Source organism: Aquibium sp. ELW1220 (assembly GCF_030398385.1).
Classification (GTDB): Bacteria; Pseudomonadota; Alphaproteobacteria; order Rhizobiales; family Rhizobiaceae; genus Aquibium.
The window spans coordinates 1-18405 of record NZ_JAOAOQ010000028.1 but is presented as its reverse complement, the minus strand read 5'-3'; the positions used below and the strand labels follow the sequence as shown (position 1 = coordinate 18405).

Sequence of the window (18405 nt, the reverse complement as noted above, 5' to 3'; positions counted from 1 at the left end):
GGCGCGGCGACATGTCCAGGCACATCTCGGTCGGCGTTCCCGTCTACAAGGGCAAGGATCAGGTCGGCCGGGCGCTGCGGTCGTTGCAAGAGCAGACTTTCCGGGAGTTCGAGGCGATCATCTCGATCGACGGCGCCGACGCGGAAAGCGCGGATGCGTGCCTGCCTTTCCTGTCCGACAGCCGCTTCCGCATGGTGGTGCAGCCGCAGCGTCTGGACTGGTACGGAAATTTCAACTGGCTGCTCGGCCAGCCGATGGGGGACTTCTTCTGCTATCGCCAGCATGACGACTGGACGGAGCCGGATTTCTTCGAGCGGCTGCTGCTCCTGGCCGACCGGCATCCCGAGGCCGCCATCCTCTACACCGACTGCCGGTGGCACGGCGGACGCGACGATCTCGACGCGGCCCCTTCCATCGAGGGCGACACGCTGTCGCGCCTGCGCCGGTTCATCGAAGAGAAGCGGCCCGAGCCGGTGCGCGGCATCATCCGCGCGGCGGCGGTGGCCCAGGCGGGACCGGTCCGCGCCGACGAGTTCCGTGCGCTGTCGGAGGTGTTCGTCTGGCTGGCCAAGGTGCTGCGCTGGGGCAGCTTCGTGCGGCTGCCGGAACCGCTGTACCATCGGCTCGACCACAGCGACAATTATCACAAGCAGTGGTTCGACTGGCCGGTGGAGCGGAAGCGGGAATCCTGGTCCACGCTGTTCACCGGCCTGCTCGAGGCGGTGGAGCCTGCCTGCGGCACCATCGAGGAAAGGCTCTTCTTCCAGCACTTCATCCTCGACCGGATCGCCGTCCTGCGACCCGAACAGAGCTACCACCACCTGCCGCACAGCCCGCACGAGAGCGGAACGACGATCCGGACCTGTCTCGAGCGGCTGGCGAAGGAAGGGCATCCCGACCGATGGATCGAGCCCACCTCGCTCGCCACCCCCGCCCTCTCCGCCGCGCTGGCCGAGCGCGACCGGCTCCTCGAACGGGTCGATGCGCTCCAGTCGGCAAACAGGGCGCTCGCAGAGGAGAACCGCCACCGCCGCGCTTCGCGAGCGGGGAGGTTTTTCCGGCGATTGCTGGGACGCGGGGGCGGGTGAGGGGGGCGGGGATCTGCTGGAGGACGGGCGATGGCGCGTGTCGGCTGGTCGCGCGGTGGGGGGCGTCGGGTCTTGCTGCTGTGCCAAGAGACTCTGGAGTATGACGGCGTAGTGCGGACCGAAGCCGGAATCCGAGTTTACCGCGCCGCGCATCGGTGTCAGCGAGGGTGCCGCGGTAGGTATGGTGGCGTGGAACGGTCGGGCAATGGAGGGCACCGCCACGATGTCCAGTATGGCGCATTTGGGGGCGCGAAGCTGACTTCCGCGCCCGCGCGAGACACTATGCTTAGTTCGTGGTCCGCAAGTGCTGGCGGTGAACAGCTTGGACTGTTGTGGAGCACAAGGTGTGCTCCTCTTCAGAACGGGACTCGGATGCGGAACTGCCGGGCTTCGCCACGCGGCTGGAGGCAGGCACGGAACCGCGCGATGGACCAGCCGCCGTGCACCGCTGCATGTGCCGGCACCGGTTGGGCACGGCCGACATAAACGGTGATCTCACCGTTCACATGCGATCGAGAGCGGGAAAAAAATCCGTTGGTGGAGCTGAGGGGGATCGAACCCCTGACCTCGTCATTGCGAACGACGCGCTCTCCCAGCTGAGCTACAGCCCCGTCCAGCGGATGGCGGCTTTTACGGGCGCGGGGCGGGCGATGTCAAGCGAAACGCGCGGGGGTTTGGGCGGCACGGCGCGGGCGTCACGGAGCCGCGGGCAGGCTGTCGGAAGGGCGGGGTGGGGCGTGTGACTGCGAGGGTCGCCGAGGCGTGCATGGCGGACTTTCTGGCCGCCCCGGCGGAGGGGCGCACGCCGGGGCTTCAAGCGCGGGTGCGCGACGAGTGGGACCGCCAGCCGTGCCGGCCGACGGGGGGCTTCGCGCGCAGGTGCGCGACGAGCGGGAACGCGATCAGCGGGGGGCCGAGGTTCACGCGGGCAGTATCCGGCGAGAGGGCCGAAGGCGAGGGCCTTCCTCCAGGCCTGCCGGCGGAGCGCGCGCGAGGCTTTCCCTTGCCGCGGGGGCGGGCAATGGCTACATGTCGCGAAACGATCGGAGACCGGCATGGTTGCGCTTATCCAGACCCTTCTTCTGGCCTTGGACATCTTCTGGTGGCTCATCATAGCCTCGGCGATCTTCTCGTGGCTGTTCGCCTTCAACGTCATCAATTCGCGCAATCAGGTCGTGGCGACGATCGGCGACTTCCTCTACCGGGTGACCGAGCCGGCGCTGCGGCCGATCCGGCGCATCATGCCCGATCTCGGCGGCATCGACATCTCGCCGATCATCCTGCTGCTGATCCTGTTCTTCGTGCGTCAGCTGATCATCACCACCATCGCGCCCGCGCTGATCTGAGCCGGTGTTCTTCCGTCCGGCGAAGGACGGGCTCGACCTGTTCGTGCGGCTGACGCCGCGCGGCGGGGAGGATGCTATCGAGGGCGTGGAAGACACCGCCGACGGGCGCTCCCATCTCAAGGCGCGGGTGCGCGCGGCGCCGGAGAAGGGCGCGGCCAACGCAGCGCTGGAAAAGCTTCTCGCCGCGTCGCTCGGCCTGCCGCGACGGTCCGTCAGCGTCGTCGCGGGTGGTACGGCGCGGCTGAAGACGGTGCGGCTGTCAGGCGATGCGCAGGACCTGGCCGAACGGCTCGGCGCGCTGGCGATCCGGGGCTGACACCAGAGGCCCTTACTTTCGACCCCCGCGCTGCCCCTCATCTCCTGCCGGGACCTTCTCCCCGTGGAACGGGGAGAAGGAACGCCTTGATCGACGGCTTCGCCACTCTCGAAGGTGGGGGGATAGGGAGCTGCCTTCGCAACCGCGGCACCTTCTCCCGCTCGCGGGGAGAAAGTGCCGGCAGGCGGATGAAGGGGGAACGGCGCCATCGGTCGAGCGAAAGGACTGCCGGCAGGAGCCGGAGGTACCGGGCTGGAAGCCCGGCGCCGCGCACGGCTCCCTTTGATCCCGTGCCGGACCCGGCCGGGGCGCGGATCGCGCCGCTGCAGCGGGTGGTTCACAGGCGCGGGCAGGATGCGCTAGCATCGGGCCGGAAACGATGGCCGGAGGATGCGGGGATGTTCCAGGAAATCCAGTCGAAAGGCGCAACCGCGGCACTGGCGCTGGCGGCCGCGCTGCTTTCGACGCCGGCCGCGGCGCAGGAGGTGTCGAGCGCCTATACCGACCTCGTCGTCGAACAGCACTGCACGACCTATGCAGCGGCGGAGCCTGACGAGGGCGGCGACTGGGCGAACCTCGTCTGCAGCGGTTACCGCGGCTACCCGGTCTTCATCTTCTACGGCGATGCGCGCGAATCGCTGTTCTACGGCTTCCCGCACGCCGGCGACCTCGCCCCGGCGTGGGAGAGCTTCGATGCCTTCAACGCGACGGGTCCGAAGATCGAATGGCGGCTGGAGGCGCGCGGCGACGTGGCCGTTCCCTTCGCCACCATCCATCGCTGGTTCGTCAGCGATCCGGAGGACCCCGAGGAGCAGGTGCAGGTGCTGGTGGTCGAGAAGGTGGGCCAGCCGCACGAACGGGACGGCTGCGCGGTGGGCTATGTCGTGGCGCAGGGCAATGGCGACGCCAATGCGAAGGCACGTCGCATCGCCGACGCCGTGGCGCGCGATTTCGCCTGCGGGGCCGACCAGCCGACGATCGACCAGGGCGACGTGGCGCTGCCCTCCTTCACGCGCAACGAGAACTGAAAGCTGCGGCTCCGGGTCTTGCCTCGCCCTGCCTTTTCGGCTGGGGACCCATCGAGACGGCCCGGAATGACGACGGGGAGAGGGGGCGCCGTGCGAAAGCTAAGGCGATCCCGGCGCCGGTCGCCACACCTGCGTCATTCCGGACGCCTCCGCTGCGCTCGGCATCCGGTCCGGAATGACGCGGCACGGGTGGGGCGCGCTCGTATTGCGTTGCTTCCGGGCTGCTTCACCCTAGCGGCCTTTCACCTTCGTCATCCCGGGCGAAGCCGGAGCGCAGCGGAGGCGCAGACCCGGGATCCATGCCTCGGCAGTCGTCGAGAGGCTGGACGGCGCAGACCAGGCACCGGTCCTTCGCCATCGTTCCGACCGACGGGAACCGCGAGGCATGGATCCCGGATACGTCGTCCTTCGCTGCGCTCGGACGCCGTTCCGGGATGACGAAGGAGAGGGGGCGCCGTGCGAAAGCGTTGGCGGTTTCGGTGACGGCCGCCAGACCCGCGTCATTCCGGAAGACGAACCGCGCGGAGCGCGGAGCGTCTGTCCGGAATCCATTCCGCGACGCCGGGGGTGTGGTCGACCGTCCTGTGGACTTCGCGGAACGGATTCGGCGTGAGCGGCTGTTCGACGAACGTGGTGCGGGCTCGCGCCTCAGGATGAGGACCCCCGGTGGCCTGCGGGGAAGAACAGTCGCCGGAAGCGACCGGGCCCGGCCGATCAGCCTGCCTGCTTGCTCCGGGCGATCGCCTCGACGATCATCTGCTTGGCGTGGTCGGCGTCGCGCCAGGAGCCGATCTTGACCCACTTGCCGGATTCGAGATCCTTGTAGTGCTCGAAGAAGTGCTCGATCTGCATGAGCGAGATCTCCGGCAGGTCGGTGTAGTTGTGGACCTTCTCGTAGCGCCGGGTGAGGTGTGGGGAGGGAACCGCGATGACCTTCTCGTCCTGGCCGGCATTGTCTTCCATGATCAGGACGCCGATCGGGCGGACGTTGATCACGCAGCCGGGGATGAGCTGGCGGGTGTTGCACACCAGAACGTCGATGGGATCGCCGTCGCCCGACAGCGTGTGCGGCACGAAGCCGTAGTTTCCCGGATAGGTCATGGAGGTGTATAGGAAGCGGTCGACGACGAGGGTGCCGGCCTTCTTGTCCATCTCGTACTTGATCGGCTGGCCGCCGACCGGCACTTCGATGATCACGTTGACGTCGTCCGGCGGATTGTCGCCGATCTCGATCGCTTCGATGCGCATGGAATTCAACTCCTTCAGGGTCGAGCAGGCGCATAGCTTTTTGTGCAATGCAGCGCAAGCCTGCCGCACGGCAGCGCAAGGGCCTCCCGAAGGTGCGGCCGACGTCTCAGTCCCAGACGAAGGCGACCTTCTTCAACGCGCGCTGCTCGAACACTTCCACGCCCTCGGCGACGTCGCGGCCGCCGGCGCCGTGATAGAACGAAAGGGCGGTGGCATTGTCCTCGAGCGCCCAGACGACGAGACCCTTCAGTCCGTGCCGCGCAAGACGATCCCGCGCAGCGGAGAAGAGCCGGCTGCCCAGGCCGACGCCCTGGTATTCGGGTCGGATGTAGAGTTCGTAGATCTCGCCCTGATGCGGCAGTTCGCGGGCCCGGTTGCGGCCGAGGGTGGCGTAGCCGACGACGGCTTCGCCGACTTCGACGACCAGGATGGCCGAGGCGCGGCGAATCGCATTCTCCCACCAGGAGCGCCCGCGGCGGCCGATCATCTTGTTCAGTGCCTTGTGCGGAATGATGCCGGAATAGGCGCCGAGCCAGGATTCCATATGCACGTCCGCAATCGCCGAGGCGTCCTTCTCCTCGGCGCGGCGGATGTCTATGGTCAGGGCGGTCTTCATGATTTGTTAACCTTACCGCCGCCGACCGCAGGCTTGCAAGAGTCCGCGGATCAAATCCTCAGCTGCCGGCGCCTGGCGTTCCGCTGCCGGTTGCGGCGCGCTAAAGTGCTCCGCGACCTTTCCGTTTCGCTCCCCAGGCTCTAGCCTGTGGAAACGCATGTCTTCGATCCGAAACCGGTCCCCCCTTTCGGGACATGCCTTGGAAGCGACCGACGAAATGGAGACGCCGGATGAGCGGCAAGAAGCGGAACGAGGCCGAGGAATCGCGGCGGATCCTCGACCGGATCGCCAAGGAATCGGATCCCTCCGGCTCGCTGGCGGTGCGGACGGCGCGCCGCGTGGAGAAGCACATGCGCGCCGAGGACGCCGACCAGTCGGACCCGATCGAGGTCTGGGGCACGCGGATCGGGCGCGTCATCGGGATCGTCCTGCTCGTCGTGCTGGCGGGCTGGCTCCTGTCCTACCTTGCGGGCGCCTGAGGCCATGAGCCTTCAGGACATTCCGGCACCGCGCGCCGTGATCGTGATCTCGAGCCACGTCGCCCGCGGCTCGGTGGGCAACCGCGCCGCCGTCTTCGCGCTGGAGACGCTCGGACATCCGGTGTGGGCCGTGCCGACGGTCATCCTGCCATGGCATCCGGGGCACGGGCGGGCGACGCGCATCGTGCCCGACGACGCGGCGTTCTCGGCGCTGATCGACGATCTCGAGGGGGCGCCCTGGGCAGGCGAGGTGGGGGCCATCCTCTCGGGCTATCTCGGCTCTGCGGCGCAGGCCGAGAGCGTCGCGCGCCTCGTCTCGTCGCTGAAGGGCCGCAACCCCGCGCTCCGCTACGTCTGCGATCCGGTGATCGGCGACAGCGGCGGCCTCTACGTTCCCGCAGCCCTGGCGGCGGCCATCCGCGACCGGCTGCTGCCGCTTGCCGATATCGCCACGCCCAACCGGTTCGAACTGCAGTGGATCGTCCAGGCCCAGCTCGACACGCCGCGCGCGGTCATGGAGGCGGCGCTGATGGCGGGGCCGCCGATGATGCTGGTGACGTCTGCGCCGGCGATGATGGCGGGCGGCATCGGCAACCTCCTGGTGACGCCTTCGCATGCCTGGCTTGCCGAGCATCGCATGATCGAGCGGCCGCCGAACGGGCTCGGCGACCTGACGGCGGCGGTGTTCCTGGCGCGGCTCATGGCAGGCGAGAAGCCGGACAAGGCGCTGCAGACGACGACCGCCTCGGTTTTCGAGATCCTGGCGCGCACGGCCAAACGCGGCGGCGACGAGTTGCAGATCGAGACCGATGCCGGCAGCCTCTCCCACCCGATGGCGATGGTGCACATGCGCCACCTGACGCATCCGAGCCGGGACAGGCGCGCATGACGCCTCCGGCAGCGTCCGCGGCCACTGTCGCAGGGGTCGACGGGTGCAGGGCCGGGTGGATCGCCGTCATCCGCCGGCCCGGCGCCGCGCCGGAAGCGGCCATCTTCGCGCGCCTCGCGGATCTGGTCGATGCGCTGGATCCGCAGGCGGTGATCGCCGTGGACATGCCGATCGGCCTGCCGGAGCGCGTCGGCCACGGCGGGCGCGGGCCGGAAAGGCTGGTGCGGGAAAAGCTCGGTGCCCGGCAGTCGAGCGTCTTTTCCATTCCCTCGCGGGCGGCGGTGTTTGCCGAAGAGGCGGCGTTCACGACGGTCGAGGCGTGGTATGGCGCGCACCGCCGGGCGAGCGCTGTGGCGCGCGCCACCTCCGAGCCGCCGCGCGCCATCTCCATCCAGGCCTTCGGCATCTTCCCGAAGATCCGCGAACTGGATGGGCTGCTGCGCGAACGGCCGGGGCTCAGCGAGCGGGTGATCGAGTCGCATCCCGAAGCCGCCTTCTGGCGGCTGAACGGCGAGCGCGCCATGCAGACGCCGAAGAAGGTGAGGAGAAAGGTGAATCCAGAGGGCATGGAGGAGCGGAAGGCCCTGCTGGCCGGCTGCGGTCTTGCGCGCGCCTTTCTCGACGCCGTTCCGCCGCGCGGCGCGGGCGCGGACGACTATCTCGATGCGGCCGCGATGATGCTCGTCGCCGGGCGGCATGCGGCCGGCGAGGCGCTGCCCTTTCCCGATCCGCCGGGGCGGGATGGATGGGGACTGCCCGTCGCCATCTGGACCTGACGTCCCGGAAACCATTGACGCGCCTGTCCTTCTGCCGCAATGGGAAGACCATGGAGCACCTGCCGGACCACCTGCTTTCGGGCTATCGCAACTTCATGGGCGGTCGCTATTCGACCGAGACGCAGCGCTATCGGGACCTGGCCGCATCCGGCCAGAAGCCGATGACCATGGTGATCGCCTGCTGCGATTCCCGCGCCGCGCCCGAGACGATCTTCGATGCCGGGCCGGGCGAGCTGTTCGTCGTGCGCAACGTCGCCAACCTCGTGCCGCCCTACCAGCCCGACGGCGGACACCACTCCACCTCGGCCGCGCTGGAATTCGCGGTGCAGAGCCTGAAGGTCAAGCACATCGTCGTTCTCGGCCATGGCCGCTGCGGCGGCATCCGCGCCGCGCTCGATCCGGCCGCCGAGCCGCTGTCGCCGGGCGACTTCATCGGCAAGTGGATGAGCATGGTGGCGCCGGCGGCCGACGTCGTCAGCAACAACAGCATGATGACGCAAGGCGAGCGGCAGACCGCGCTGGAGCGGATCTCGATCCGCTTCTCCATCGCCAACCTGCGGACCTTTCCCTGCGTCAAGATCCTGGAGGACAAGGGCCGGTTGTCGCTGCACGGCGCCTGGTTCGACATCTCGACGGGGGAATTGTGGGCGATGAACCGTCAGTCCGGGGATTTCGAGCGGCCCGAACCCGCCTGAGGCTGGCGCGCCCGCGCGAAAATCAGCCCGCTCTCGCCAGCGCCGCCAGCCGCCCCACGGCGCTCTGCCGGTGATGGGCGTGGCAGATGGCGATCGCCAGTGCGTCGGCGGCGTCGTCGCTGTCGAAGGAGGCACGGGGCATCAGCACCTTCACCATCATGTGGATCTGCCGCTTGTCGCCGTGACCGACGCCGATGACGGTCTTCTTGACCGCGTTCGGCGCGTATTCGGAAACCGGCAGGCCGGCCAGCGCCGGCACCAGCATCGCCACGCCGCGGGCCTGGCCGAGTTTCAGCGTCGCGGTGGCGTCCTTGTTGACGAAGGTCTGCTCCACCGCGGCCTCGTCCGGCCTCTCGGCGTGGACGATGCCGGCGAGGCCGTCGTGCAACTGGCAGAGGCGCGAGGCGAGGTCGGCCTTGTCGTCGGAGCGGATCGTGCCGGCGCCGAGGAAGCGCAGGGAATTGCCGCAGGCCTCGACGATGCCCCAGCCGGTGCGCCTGAGGCCCGGATCGATGCCGATGATGCGAATCGTTTCTGCCATGGACCTACTCTATGCGGGTGGAGGACCATTGCCACGCCGAAGTGAACAAATGAGAAACATTTCCATCGTCGATGCCCGGGCGGCAGCCCGAAACCATCCAAGGACCGCGAAGCATCCACCGTGCCGACAGACCTGCCCGCTCCCGACGCGGCGCTTGCCGCGCTCCTGGCCACCGTGCTGCTCGCCGGCATCGCGCGCGGGCTCTCGGGCTTCGGCACGGGCATGATCGTCGCGCCCGTGGCCGGTGCGCTCTATGGTCCGCAGATGGCGATCGTCATCATCGTCATCATGGATTCGCTGCCGGTCCTGCCGGTGACGCTGCCGGCGCTCAGGCAGGCGCGGTGGCGCGATGTCCTTCCGGTGGCGGCGGGGCTGTTCGTGATGCTGCCGGTCGGTGTCATGCTGCTGACGTCGGGCGATCCGATGACGATGCGCTGGGCGATCTCGCTTGCCATCCTTGCCTGCGCGGCGGCGCTGTGGAGCGGCTGGACGTGGCGGGGGCCGCGCAATGGCGCGGTCGCTGCAGGGGTGGGCGGCGTGGCCGGCCTGCTCGGCGGCATGGCCTCGATTCCCGGGCCGCCGGTGATCCTCTACTGGCTCGCGTCGGGCCTGCCGGCCGCGCTGCTGCGGGCCAACCTGCTCACCCTGTTCTTCCTGGGCGAATTCCTGTCGATCGGCAATCTCTGGCTGGCCGGGCTGTTCGAACGCATGCCGGTGATGCTGGGGATCGCCGCCGCGCCCGCCTATTTCGCCGGGCTCTGGCTCGGCGCGCGGCTCTATGGCCTCGCAAGCGAGGAGACCTACCGGCGCGTGACCTTCGGGCTCATCGTCGCGGCTGCCGTGCTGGCGTTGCCGGCGACCGAATCGCTGGTGCGGTGGATGCTCGCGATGCCGCCCGCCTGACCGGCCCGCGCCGAATGGCGGGTCGGCCCGCGGGGGGGGGGCGCCGATCAGCCGCGGCCGAAGGCGGTGTTGAGCAGCGAGATCTGGTCGGAGACCGGGTTGGCGCGCGACGGCTGCGCCGGCATCGCACCGTTGCCGTAGATCTCGTCGTCCATGCGGCGGACCAGACCCTGCAGGCTCAGCGAGCGATCGACCAGCGCCTTGAAGGCCTGCGGCAGTTCATCCCAGCCGGCAACGTCGTTCTGGGCGGAAGCCGTGTCGAGCCGGACCTTGGCCTTCTCGGCCGCGACCTGATCGCGCGTCATCTCGCCGGAATTGGCGGCGCGCTGCAGGAGCAGCCAGGAAGCGATCTGCATCAGCCGCGTGGTCAGGCGCATGGATTCGGCGGCGTAGAGCGTGGCTGCGAGGCGCGACAGCGTCTTGGCGGCGGCGCGGCCTTCGCCGTCGAGATATTCGGCGGTCTGTTCCACGAGCCCCATGCCCTCGTTGTAGAGCGGCTTGAAGGAGGCGGAGAAGATGCGACGCTCGGCCAGCTTGATCGTCGTGGCATCGTGGCGGACAGGTTCACTCATGACATCACCCCTGAAAAAGCTCCCTGTCGCGGAACATCCCGAACGCCTCTACGCGCATGCCGTTCCGGCCTGAAGTCTGGTGCGCCGAAAATGCGCGTTCTCCCACGGCAAGGCAAGCCGATGTTTAACAGAAGGTTAACGGCGGCGCGTGGCGAAACGGCGGCGCGGGGCGCGGCGAAAAAAAAGAGCCGCGCGAGGCGGCTCTCAGGAGTTTTCAGGGAGGCGTCAAACCGGGCGACCCCAGCCGCTCGGTCAGAATCCAGAAGACTGGATATGCACAGTAAACGCCTATAAAGCTTAATGGTCGGTTAACGAACAGCAGAGAGCGACCTTCCTGCTGTCTCGCCGCAGTTCAATCCGAAGATCTACTTCGTCACGGCTGCTGCAGCGCCGAGGCTGGAATGCGGCGCTCGGGCTGGACCGCTCCGCGCCAGACCGCAGGCAGGGCGATCGCCGCGAAGAGCAGGACGCCGGCGAAGAAGCCGATCGACGCGATCGCGACCAGCGGCTCGACGCCGCCATTGCCGGCGAGCAGGAAGAAAAGCCCGACGATCAACGCCGAGCCCGAGGCACCCTGCAGCCAGAAGTGCACGGCGGCCAGCCGCGACCGGCCGGCTGCCGGGAACAGGTGATAGAAGAAGGCGAAGACCGCCGACATCAGCCAGCCCGCCACCATGGCATGGGCATGGACCGGCATCTGGCCGTGGTCATGGGTAATCGACATGTGGAGACCGAGCATCAACCCGCCGACCGCATAGAGGATGGCGAGGGTGAAGAAATTGCGTGCAGCGCCCTGCATTTCGTGTGCCTTTCGTCGTTTCAGCGTTTCGCCGCAAGTGCCTTTCGATTTTCCTCGAAGAGCATCCTTTCGGCGTCGACGTGCTGTCTGAATGAAAGGCGTGCCGGATACTGTTAGGTTTTTCGCTTAGCGCTAAAAAAGAAGAAGTGTCGGCGCGACTCTGTGCGCCGACAGGCTCGCTCGGGATATCGGGTCGGGTTCCGGAGCGGTGTGCTCAGGTGCCCTTCGCCATGTCGCGCAGCCGGAACTTCTGGATCTTGCCGGTGCTGGTCTTCGGGATCTCCGAGAAGACCACCTGCCTTGGAACCTTGAAGCGGGCGAGCAGCGTGCGGCAATGCACCAGGATTTCCTCTTCGGTGGCCGTCCTGCCGGGCTTCAGCTCGACATAGGCGATAGGCGTCTCGCCCCACTTCTCGTCGGGCTTGGCCACGACGGCGCAGGAGGCGACGGCCGGATGCTTGTAGAGCGCGTCCTCGACCTCGATGGAGGAGATGTTCTCGCCGCCGGAGATGATGATGTCCTTGGAGCGGTCCTTCAGCTGGATGTATCCGTCCGGGTGCATGACGCCGAGATCGCCCGAGTGGAACCAGCCGCCGGCAAGCGCCTCCTCGGTTGCCGGGCGGTTCTTCAGGTAGCCCTTCATGACGATGTTGCCGCGGAACATGACCTCGCCGATCGTCTCGCCGTCGGCGGGTGTCCTCGTCATCGTTTCGGGATCCATCACGGTCAGCCCGTCGAGGGCCGCGTAGCGGACGCCCTGGCGCGCCTTCTTCGCCGAGCGCGCGCCGCGGTCGAGCGCATCCCACTCGCCCTTCCACTCGTTCACCACCGCAGGCCCGTAGGTCTCGGTGAGGCCGTAGAGATGCGTGACCATGAAGCCCGCATCCGCCATGCCGGCCAGCACGGCCTCCGGCGGCGGGGCGGCCGCGGTGTTGAAGCAGACCGTCTGCGAGAAGGCGCGCTTGTCGGCCTCCGGCGCGTTGATCAGCGTCGACATGACGATCGGTGCGCCGCAGAGATGGGTCACGCCATGGTCGGCGATCGCGTCGTACATGGCCTTCGCCCGCACCCAGCGCAGGCAGACATGGGCGCCGGCCTGCACGGCGAGCGTCCAGGGGAAGCACCAGCCGTTGCAGTGGAACATCGGCAGGGTCCAGAGATAGACCGGGTGCCGTCCCATCCCGGCATGGATCGTGTTGGAATAGGCCATCAGCGCCGCGCCGCGGTGATGGTAGACGACGCCCTTCGGATTGCCGGTCGTGCCTGAGGTGTAGTTGAGCGAGATCGCGTCCCATTCGTCGTCGGGCATCGACCATTCGAAGGCCGGATCGCCCGAGGTCAGGAACGCCTCGTAGTCGAGCGTGCCGATGCGCTCGCCCTTGGGATAGGGCGCGTCGGCCGGATATTCGGGGTCGTCGTAGTCGATGACGAGCGGTCGCACTGTGGCGAGTTCCAGCGCCTGCCGCATGACGCCGGAAAATTCGCGGTCGACGATCAGCACCTTCGTCTCGGCATGGTCGAGCTGGAAGGCGATGATGGCCGCATCCAGGCGGGTGTTGAGCGAATGCAGCACCGCCTTCACCATCGGCACGCCGAAATGCGCCTCCAGCATGGCCGGCGTGTTGGAGAGCATCACCGTGACCGTGTCGCCCTTGCCGATACCCTTTCCGGCGAGTGCGGAGGCCAGCATGCGGCTGCGGTCGTAGAAGCTCCGGTAGGTGAGCTTGGCTTCGCCGTGGATGACCGCCACCTGGTCCGGAAACGTCCGCGCGGCGCGCTCCAGATAGGTCAGCGGCGTCAGCGGCTGGTGGTTGGCCGGGTTGCGGCCGAGCCCCTCATCGTAGATCCCTGCGGCGGCTCCCGCCGTTCCGGCGTGCGTGGCGTCCATGCGACCTCCCCTTCATTTCGTGGCGCCGATGGCCTATGGTGTGCGACGCGCCGGCGCAAGAGTGACCTGCTCCGAGCCCGGCCGCAAGCGCGGGGACTCGACGTGAAGCCGCAACGGTCAAAGAGCATGTTCGAAAGCCTGCCACGGGACACCAGCCGGCAGGCGGTGCTCAAGGCCCTGCTCGCCAGCAGGGATCCGATCCGGACGCGCGAGCTCGTCGGCCGGGCGCAGGCGATCGATCCCTCCGTGCAGCTCGACGCGAAGGCGGCGTCCGAGCTCGTCCAGAGCGCGATCCGCGAGGGACTGGTCGACATCGCCGGTCAGGGCGAGGATCTTCGAATCCAGCTCACGCCGTTCGGAAGCGACGTCGCGAAGAACATCGACTGAGGCGCTGGCACCTCGCGCGAACCGTCCCGTCAAGAGGACGTCGCGCTGCTCTCGGGTCTGGCCAGGGGCGAGGGGGAGTGGGGGACGATGGACTACCTCGCCGTTTTCGTGCTGGCCGCGCTGGTCGCGGTGTCCGAGCTCGTGGCGCGCTACAAGGACAATCCGTCGCGGGCGCTGACCTCGGGTCCCGGGATCGGCTACGTCGCGCTCAACGGCGCGATCGGGATCGCCGCGCTCTACCTGCTGAAGATCTTCGCGCCGGACATGTTCGGCCTGAGCGGCTGCGACGCCGACCCGCTGCCGGCCGGATGCGACAAGGCCTGGCTCGGCATGGTGCTCGCCGCCGCCTTCGGCTCGCTCGCGGTGATGCGCTCGGCTTTCGCGCGCGTCACCATCCAGGGCGAGGAGCTCGGCGTCGGACCCTCGGCGATCATCGAGATCCTGCAGCGGGCACTGGACAGGGAGGTCGACCGCCAGCGGGCGTTCCGGCGAATGGACGAACTGCCGTCCTCGCTGCGCGAGATGCCGCTCGACGTGATCAACACGGCGCTGCCGGCGCTCTGCGTCGAACTCATGCAGAACCTCTCGGCGGAAGAGAAGAAGGCCCTCGAGCAGCGCATCAAGCTCGTGCCTGAACTGAAGCTCCACGAGAAGATGCGGCCGCTGATCGTGGCGCTCATCCTTCAGGAATATGTCGGCCGGGACGTTTTGGCGCGGGCGGTCGAGAAGATCGCAACCGACTACAAGGATGTCCTCGACGAGATCGCGGCCGCACGGTCGAATGCGGCGGCACTGGCCGGGGAGGCGGCTTTCGGCTGAGATGGCGGCCAGGCCGGCAGCGGGGCCTGCTCCCGGCCGGCGACGGAGGGACGCGCCGCGGCCTGCTTCTCCAGCCGGCCGAGCCAATCCAGCCAGAAGGCCAGCGCGAACTGCAGGGCGATGCCGCCGACGATCAGGGCGGTGTCCAGGGCGAGGCTTTCGACATAGACCTGCTTGAGCACCTGGCTGGCCATCGCAAGCAGCGTCCCGGCGATGAAGACCGGCAATGCGTGCCGGCCGAGCATCGCCAGCGGGTTGCGCGGATCGGTGCGGGCGAGCGCGTTGAGCGGCGCGATGGCGACGATCAGGTAGGCGGCGGCCAGGACGTGCAGCAGGCGCGGCGCCGACAGGAATGTCTTGTCGAAGCCGGTCAGCACCGCCGGCAGGCCCATCGAGACGTCGATGCCCCAGAGCGGGATGCGGATCCAGGCGAAAGCGACGACGACATAGGCGAGTGCTGCGGCGGCCAGCCAGGGGACGAAGGGGATCGCGCCGCCGCGCCGGACGTGGACCGCACCGGCGAGACCGATGACGAAGAGGAACTGCCAGGACAGCGGGTTCAGGAACCACAGGCCTTCCTGCGGATAGCTGAGGGGGCCGACCCGCCACAGCCCCGCGCCGAGCCAGAGCGCAAAGGAGACGGCGAGGAGCGCTCCCAGGCCGAAGCGCATGAGCAGAAGAAATGCCGGCAGCATAAGCAGCACCACCGCGTACATCGACAGGATGTTGTTGTAGCCCAGCTGATGGCCGAGCGTGACCAGCCCGAGCAGGGCTTCCACCGGCGCCTCGACGATCGCCTGGATGTTGATGCTGTCCATCAGCGCGGGCTGCGCGAACCACAGGGTGCCCGCAGCGAAGATGCCGAGCGTGGCGATCGTCGTCATCATGTGCGCGACATACAGGACGCCCGCGCGCCGCCAGGCCCGCAGCGTCATCAGCAGCCGGCGGCCCGGCTGGAACTTGGTGCCGTAGGCGAAGCCTGCGGCTATGCCCGAGATCAGGACGAAGGCCTCGGCCGCATCGGAGAAGCCCACATTCTTGTGGGTGAGATTCTCGTAGATCGTGCCCGGCACATGGTTCACGTAGATCGTGACCAGCGCCAGCGCTCGAATGACGTCTAGGCGCGTGTCGCGCGTGGTGATGGGCATCTGGGACATGGCGTGGAGAAAGGCGGTGATTCGGGCGAAGTTCCGACGCGTCGAATCACAGTTCGTTACGCGGCTGCAGCATGAGAGGTCAGGTCATCCGAAAAGCGCCGAAACGCCGTCCCAGAGGAGCTTCAGCGCAACGACCATGACGGTCGCATAGGTGAGGCCGTAGAAGGCTTCCGCCTTCAGGCGGCGGACGATGAAGGCGCCGAGCAGGGTGGCGACCGGCGCGAGCGGCAGCAGGATCGCCGACGCCGTCAGATTGGTGGCGTCGAACTGACCGAGCGCGAAATAGGGAACGAGTTTCACCGCGTTGACGACGGCGAAATAGATCACGCTGGTCCCGACGTATAGCGCGGGCGCCAGCCGCTGCGGCAGGACGTAGACCTGGAAGGGCGGCCCGCCGGCATGCGCCACGAAGCTGGTGAAGCCGCTGACGAGACCCCAGAAGACGCCGAACAGAGGGCGCCGAGGCGCTGCGACGTCCGACCGGGCAAATTTCTGCCACAGCCAGCGCAGCACGAAGACGGTGGTGACGATGCCGAGGATCAGGCGCACGATGTCGGGCGTGACCACGGTCGCCGTGAGCCAGCCGAGCCCGATGCCGGCCATCGCGCCGGGCAGCAGCACGGCGAGCGTCGGGACGTGATAATTGCCGCGCCACGACCAGAGCGAAACCATGTCCATGACGACGAGGATCGGCAGCAGGATCGCCGCGGCCTGGATCGGCGAGATCGCCAGCGCCATCACCGGCACGCCGAGGAAGCCCATGGCACCGCCCAGCCCGCCCTTTGCGAGGCCGACGAGGATGACCGCAGGGATGGCGGCGGCATAGAAGAGGGGATCTGTGGGAAGGGCGTCCATGGCGGGATCATGTCGGAGGAGGCGCAGCGATAGACGCTCTCGCCGGCGATTGCGAGCCGAAACAGCCGCTGGACCGGCCAAACCGGAGCGCTGGCAATGCATCCTGCTCTCCTCTATGCCAAATTGAGACCACGATCCGGCTTCATAGCCCTGCCCGAGATGGACACCATGACCGACGACACCCCAATCCGCTGCCGCCTCGTGCTGATCGCGCCCGAGGGCGTCGACCCTGCCGCACTCGAGGCCGCTCTCTCGGGAGGAGACGTGGCGTCGGTGATCCTGCCGCAGTACGGCCTCGACGACGGGGCCTTCCAGAAGCTGGCGGAGAGCCTCGTGCCGGTGATCCAGGCCAGGGGCGCCGCGGCGATGATCGCGGGCGATACGCGCGTGGCGGCGCGGGTCAAGGCAGACGGCGTGCATGTCGAGGGTAAGCCGGACCTGCTGGCCGACGCGATCGATCGGCTGCAGGATAAGATGATGGTGGGCGCCGGCGGCGCCAAGACGCGCGACGATGCGCTCGCCCTCGGCGAGCACAGACCCGACTACGTCTTCTTCGGCCGTTTCGGCTACGACAACACGCCGGCACCGCACCATCGCAACCTGACGCTGGGTGCCTGGTGGGCGGAGATGATCGAGGTGCCCTGCATCGTCATGGGCGGCAGCGACATCGCGTCGGTCGGCGACGTCAGTCGGACGGGCGTCGAGTTCGTCGCCGTTTCGGCGGCCGTGTTCGGTGCCGAGGATCCGGCCGCGGCGGTGGCCGAGGCAAACCGCCTGCTCGATGAGGCGATCCCGACGCTCGAGGCCGAGACATGACATCCGGGCGTCTGGCCCTTGCCGCACTGTTCCTGACGGTGGCGTCAAGCCCGGCGCCGGCGCTGATCGACGAGGCCGCGCCGCCGGCGGTGGAAGTTCCCGGTAAAGAAGCGCCCGCCCTTGCTCCCGACGCGGTTCCGGTGACCCCGGCTCCCGCCGCTTCCGGCGAGGCGCCGTCCGCCCTGCTTTCGGCGCCCGCCATTCCCTCGCGGTTCGGCACGAAGGTGCCCGACGAGGCCTTCGGCGCATTCCAGCGCGGCCTCTACATCACGGCCTACAATCTGGCACTGCCGCGAGCCGAGAAGGGCGACGCGGCCGCGCAGACGCTGGTGGCGGAGATCCTGTCGAGGGGGCTCGGAGTGGCGCGCAAGCCCGTCGAAGCCGCCGAATGGTATCGCAAGGCGGCCGAAGCCGGCATTCCGGAAGCGAAGTTCCAGTATGCGTTGCTGATGATCGACGGGAAGTTCGCGGCGAAGGACGATGACCGCGCCTTCGATCTGATGAAGGAAGCCGCCGACTCCGGAAACCGGCTCGCCGCGTTCAACTACGCCCAGATGCTGGTGGATCGCGAACCCGGGCCGAAGGGGATGAACAAGGCCGTTCCCTATTACGAGAAGGCCGCCCGCGCGGGCCTGGCCGATGCGCAATATGCGATGGCGCAGATCTACACGACGGGCGTGCTCGGACCTCCCGACGACATCAAGGCGCGAAACTTCCTGGCGCTGGCGGCGATGCAGAACTTCGATTCCGCCCAACTGGACCTTGCGACGTGGCTGGTCGAGGGGCGGGGCGGCAGGATCGACTACGAGGCCGGCTTCGGCTGGATGCGGCGTGCCGCCGAGGCCGGAAACGTCGCCGCCCAGAACCGGCTCGCCAAGCTCTACGTCTACGCGCTCGGCACCGAGCCCGATCCGACCCTGGCGGCCGCCTGGTACATCAAGGCACGGCGCGCCGGCCTCCGCGACCTGGAGATGGAGGACTTCCTCCAGGGGCTGACGTCGGAGGAACAGAAGCAGGCGATCGAGCGCGCCAACCGGCTCTGACGAGCGGCGATGCAAGGCCCGGGGGTAGGGGAATCGCATTTGAGAAATAGGACTGGCGTGGAGGTTTGATCTGGATTCTTTGGATGGCTCCTATTTTGGAGTTTTCGGATGCCTTCCCTGATCACGATCTTCCGCGACATTCCC

At 67.9% G+C, this 18405-nt stretch carries 21 protein-coding genes and 1 tRNA gene; 13 read left to right on the top strand and 9 right to left on the bottom strand.

Annotation, left to right across the window (positions count from 1 at the left end):
• Positions 1-11 precede the first annotated feature (11 nt).
• Positions 12-1088 (top strand): glycosyltransferase family 2 protein, encoded by a 1077-nt coding sequence (locus N1F91_RS21445; RefSeq protein ID WP_289995305.1) that lies wholly within the window; start codon positions 12-14, stop codon positions 1086-1088.
• 535 nt (positions 1089-1623) lie between these two features.
• On the opposite strand, the gene N1F91_RS21440 is transcribed toward N1F91_RS21445, so the two are convergent.
• Positions 1624-1699: transfer RNA gene (locus N1F91_RS21440), tRNA-Ala, on the bottom strand.
• Positions 1700-2143: 444 nt separating this feature from the next.
• On the opposite strand from N1F91_RS21440, the gene N1F91_RS21435 reads away from it, so the two are divergent.
• The 3 genes from N1F91_RS21435 (at position 2144) to N1F91_RS21425 (ending at position 3778) form a co-directional block, all read left to right on the top strand.
• Positions 2144-2434, top strand: coding sequence for a YggT family protein (locus tag N1F91_RS21435; RefSeq protein ID WP_187968715.1), 291 nt, complete (start codon positions 2144-2146; stop codon positions 2432-2434).
• A gap of 4 nt (positions 2435-2438) precedes the next feature.
• A complete protein-coding gene (locus N1F91_RS21430) occupies positions 2439-2750 on the top strand; it encodes a DUF167 family protein (RefSeq protein ID WP_289995304.1) in 312 nt (103 codons plus the stop codon).
• A 398-nt stretch (positions 2751-3148) separates the two neighbouring features.
• A complete protein-coding gene (locus N1F91_RS21425) occupies positions 3149-3778 on the top strand; it encodes a hypothetical protein (protein ID WP_289995303.1) in 630 nt (209 codons plus the stop codon).
• A 714-nt stretch (positions 3779-4492) separates the two neighbouring features.
• Here the strand turns inward: N1F91_RS21425 and ppa are convergent.
• Both ppa and N1F91_RS21415 read right to left on the bottom strand, forming a co-directional pair.
• Positions 4493-5026, bottom strand: a complete 534-nt coding sequence (gene ppa / locus N1F91_RS21420) for an inorganic diphosphatase (protein WP_289995302.1) — start codon at positions 5024-5026, stop codon at positions 4493-4495.
• Positions 5027-5132: 106 nt separating this feature from the next.
• Positions 5133-5642: a GNAT family N-acetyltransferase gene (locus tag N1F91_RS21415; RefSeq protein WP_289995301.1), complete on the bottom strand. Its 510-nt coding sequence runs from the start codon at positions 5640-5642 to the stop codon at positions 5133-5135.
• Positions 5643-5872: 230 nt separating this feature from the next.
• Here N1F91_RS21415 and N1F91_RS21410 point away from each other — a divergent pair, with 230 nt between their 5' ends.
• From N1F91_RS21410 to N1F91_RS21395, 4 genes are read left to right on the top strand one after another with little or no spacing between them, the layout of a single operon-like run.
• Entirely contained in the window at positions 5873-6121 is a 249-nt protein-coding gene (locus N1F91_RS21410; protein ID WP_289995300.1) for a hypothetical protein, read from the top strand.
• 4 nt (positions 6122-6125) lie between these two features.
• Positions 6126-7010, top strand: coding sequence for a pyridoxal kinase PdxY (gene pdxY / locus N1F91_RS21405; RefSeq protein ID WP_289995299.1), 885 nt, complete (start codon positions 6126-6128; stop codon positions 7008-7010).
• Positions 7007-7786 carry a DUF429 domain-containing protein gene (locus N1F91_RS21400; RefSeq protein ID WP_289995296.1) on the top strand — a complete coding sequence of 260 codons (780 nt, stop codon included), beginning with the start codon at positions 7007-7009 and terminating at the stop codon, positions 7784-7786. Before pdxY ends, N1F91_RS21400 begins: the two co-directional genes overlap by 4 nt.
• A gap of 50 nt (positions 7787-7836) precedes the next feature.
• Complete coding sequence (locus N1F91_RS21395; RefSeq protein WP_289995295.1) at positions 7837-8481, top strand: carbonic anhydrase; 645 nt, start codon at positions 7837-7839, stop codon at positions 8479-8481.
• A gap of 22 nt (positions 8482-8503) precedes the next feature.
• On the opposite strand, the gene ruvC is transcribed toward N1F91_RS21395, so the two are convergent.
• A complete protein-coding gene (ruvC, locus tag N1F91_RS21390) occupies positions 8504-9022 on the bottom strand; it encodes a crossover junction endodeoxyribonuclease RuvC (RefSeq protein ID WP_289995293.1) in 519 nt (172 codons plus the stop codon).
• A gap of 120 nt (positions 9023-9142) precedes the next feature.
• On the opposite strand from ruvC, the gene N1F91_RS21385 reads away from it, so the two are divergent.
• Positions 9143-9925 (top strand): sulfite exporter TauE/SafE family protein, encoded by a 783-nt coding sequence (locus N1F91_RS21385; RefSeq protein ID WP_289995292.1) that lies wholly within the window; start codon positions 9143-9145, stop codon positions 9923-9925.
• A 47-nt stretch (positions 9926-9972) separates the two neighbouring features.
• Here N1F91_RS21385 and N1F91_RS21380 read toward each other — a convergent pair whose 3' ends face one another.
• From N1F91_RS21380 to N1F91_RS21370, 3 genes are all read right to left on the bottom strand, one after another.
• On the bottom strand, positions 9973-10497 hold the full coding sequence (locus N1F91_RS21380; protein WP_289995290.1) for a DUF1465 family protein: 525 nt from the start codon (positions 10495-10497) through the stop codon (positions 9973-9975).
• 373 nt (positions 10498-10870) lie between these two features.
• Positions 10871-11296: a hypothetical protein gene (locus tag N1F91_RS21375; RefSeq protein WP_289995288.1), complete on the bottom strand. Its 426-nt coding sequence runs from the start codon at positions 11294-11296 to the stop codon at positions 10871-10873.
• Positions 11297-11510: 214 nt separating this feature from the next.
• Positions 11511-13184 carry an acyl-CoA synthetase gene (locus N1F91_RS21370; protein ID WP_289995286.1) on the bottom strand — a complete coding sequence of 558 codons (1674 nt, stop codon included), beginning with the start codon at positions 13182-13184 and terminating at the stop codon, positions 11511-11513.
• A gap of 126 nt (positions 13185-13310) precedes the next feature.
• On the opposite strand from N1F91_RS21370, the gene N1F91_RS21365 reads away from it, so the two are divergent.
• Both N1F91_RS21365 and N1F91_RS21360 read left to right on the top strand, forming a co-directional pair.
• Positions 13311-13571 carry a hypothetical protein gene (locus tag N1F91_RS21365; RefSeq protein WP_289995283.1) on the top strand — a complete coding sequence of 87 codons (261 nt, stop codon included), beginning with the start codon at positions 13311-13313 and terminating at the stop codon, positions 13569-13571.
• Between the two features lie 87 nt (positions 13572-13658).
• The gene (locus tag N1F91_RS21360) at positions 13659-14390 is read left to right on the top strand and encodes a hypothetical protein (RefSeq protein ID WP_289995282.1); all 732 of its coding nucleotides are present in this window, start codon (positions 13659-13661) and stop codon (positions 14388-14390) included.
• On the opposite strand, the gene opgC is transcribed toward N1F91_RS21360, so the two are convergent.
• Together opgC and N1F91_RS21350 are read right to left on the bottom strand one after the other, a co-directional pair.
• Entirely contained in the window at positions 14312-15538 is a 1227-nt protein-coding gene (gene opgC / locus N1F91_RS21355) for an OpgC domain-containing protein (protein ID WP_289995280.1), read from the bottom strand. The two genes, N1F91_RS21360 and opgC, sit on opposite strands and share 79 nt — an antisense overlap.
• 93 nt (positions 15539-15631) lie before the next feature.
• On the bottom strand, positions 15632-16402 hold the full coding sequence (locus N1F91_RS21350; RefSeq protein ID WP_289995277.1) for a sulfite exporter TauE/SafE family protein: 771 nt from the start codon (positions 16400-16402) through the stop codon (positions 15632-15634).
• Between the two features lie 168 nt (positions 16403-16570).
• Here N1F91_RS21350 and N1F91_RS21345 point away from each other — a divergent pair, with 168 nt between their 5' ends.
• Together N1F91_RS21345 and N1F91_RS21340 are read left to right on the top strand one after the other, a co-directional pair.
• The gene (locus N1F91_RS21345; RefSeq protein WP_289995274.1) at positions 16571-17218 is read left to right on the top strand and encodes a thiamine phosphate synthase; all 648 of its coding nucleotides are present in this window, start codon (positions 16571-16573) and stop codon (positions 17216-17218) included.
• Positions 17215-18261, top strand: a complete 1047-nt coding sequence (locus tag N1F91_RS21340; RefSeq protein ID WP_289995272.1) for a tetratricopeptide repeat protein — start codon at positions 17215-17217, stop codon at positions 18259-18261. The genes N1F91_RS21345 and N1F91_RS21340 overlap by 4 nt, the downstream gene beginning before the upstream one ends.
• Positions 18262-18405 lie beyond the last annotated feature (144 nt).

What these genes read in the sequence shown, in the direction of transcription:
- N1F91_RS21445 (WP_289995305.1), top strand. Translation starts at nt 12, where the DNA reads ATGTCCAGGCACATCTCGGTCGGCGTTCCCGTCTACAAGGGCAAGGAT.
- N1F91_RS21435 (WP_187968715.1), top strand. Translation starts at nt 2,144, where the DNA reads ATGGTTGCGCTTATCCAGACCCTTCTTCTGGCCTTGGACATCTTCTGG.
- N1F91_RS21425 (WP_289995303.1), top strand. Translation starts at nt 3,149, where the DNA reads ATGTTCCAGGAAATCCAGTCGAAAGGCGCAACCGCGGCACTGGCGCTG.
- ppa (WP_289995302.1), bottom strand. Translation starts at nt 5,026, where the DNA reads ATGCGCATCGAAGCGATCGAGATCGGCGACAATCCGCCGGACGACGTC.
- N1F91_RS21415 (WP_289995301.1), bottom strand. Translation starts at nt 5,642, where the DNA reads ATGAAGACCGCCCTGACCATAGACATCCGCCGCGCCGAGGAGAAGGAC.
- N1F91_RS21410 (WP_289995300.1), top strand. Translation starts at nt 5,873, where the DNA reads ATGAGCGGCAAGAAGCGGAACGAGGCCGAGGAATCGCGGCGGATCCTC.
- pdxY (WP_289995299.1), top strand. Translation starts at nt 6,126, where the DNA reads ATGAGCCTTCAGGACATTCCGGCACCGCGCGCCGTGATCGTGATCTCG.
- N1F91_RS21400 (WP_289995296.1), top strand. Translation starts at nt 7,007, where the DNA reads ATGACGCCTCCGGCAGCGTCCGCGGCCACTGTCGCAGGGGTCGACGGG.
- N1F91_RS21395 (WP_289995295.1), top strand. Translation starts at nt 7,837, where the DNA reads ATGGAGCACCTGCCGGACCACCTGCTTTCGGGCTATCGCAACTTCATG.
- ruvC (WP_289995293.1), bottom strand. Translation starts at nt 9,022, where the DNA reads ATGGCAGAAACGATTCGCATCATCGGCATCGATCCGGGCCTCAGGCGC.
- N1F91_RS21380 (WP_289995290.1), bottom strand. Translation starts at nt 10,497, where the DNA reads ATGAGTGAACCTGTCCGCCACGATGCCACGACGATCAAGCTGGCCGAG.
- N1F91_RS21375 (WP_289995288.1), bottom strand. Translation starts at nt 11,296, where the DNA reads ATGCAGGGCGCTGCACGCAATTTCTTCACCCTCGCCATCCTCTATGCG.
- N1F91_RS21370 (WP_289995286.1), bottom strand. Translation starts at nt 13,184, where the DNA reads ATGGACGCCACGCACGCCGGAACGGCGGGAGCCGCCGCAGGGATCTAC.
- N1F91_RS21365 (WP_289995283.1), top strand. Translation starts at nt 13,311, where the DNA reads ATGTTCGAAAGCCTGCCACGGGACACCAGCCGGCAGGCGGTGCTCAAG.
- N1F91_RS21360 (WP_289995282.1), top strand. Translation starts at nt 13,659, where the DNA reads ATGGACTACCTCGCCGTTTTCGTGCTGGCCGCGCTGGTCGCGGTGTCC.
- opgC (WP_289995280.1), bottom strand. Translation starts at nt 15,538, where the DNA reads ATGCCCATCACCACGCGCGACACGCGCCTAGACGTCATTCGAGCGCTG.
- N1F91_RS21350 (WP_289995277.1), bottom strand. Translation starts at nt 16,402, where the DNA reads ATGGACGCCCTTCCCACAGATCCCCTCTTCTATGCCGCCGCCATCCCT.
- N1F91_RS21345 (WP_289995274.1), top strand. Translation starts at nt 16,571, where the DNA reads ATGACCGACGACACCCCAATCCGCTGCCGCCTCGTGCTGATCGCGCCC.
- N1F91_RS21340 (WP_289995272.1), top strand. Translation starts at nt 17,215, where the DNA reads ATGACATCCGGGCGTCTGGCCCTTGCCGCACTGTTCCTGACGGTGGCG.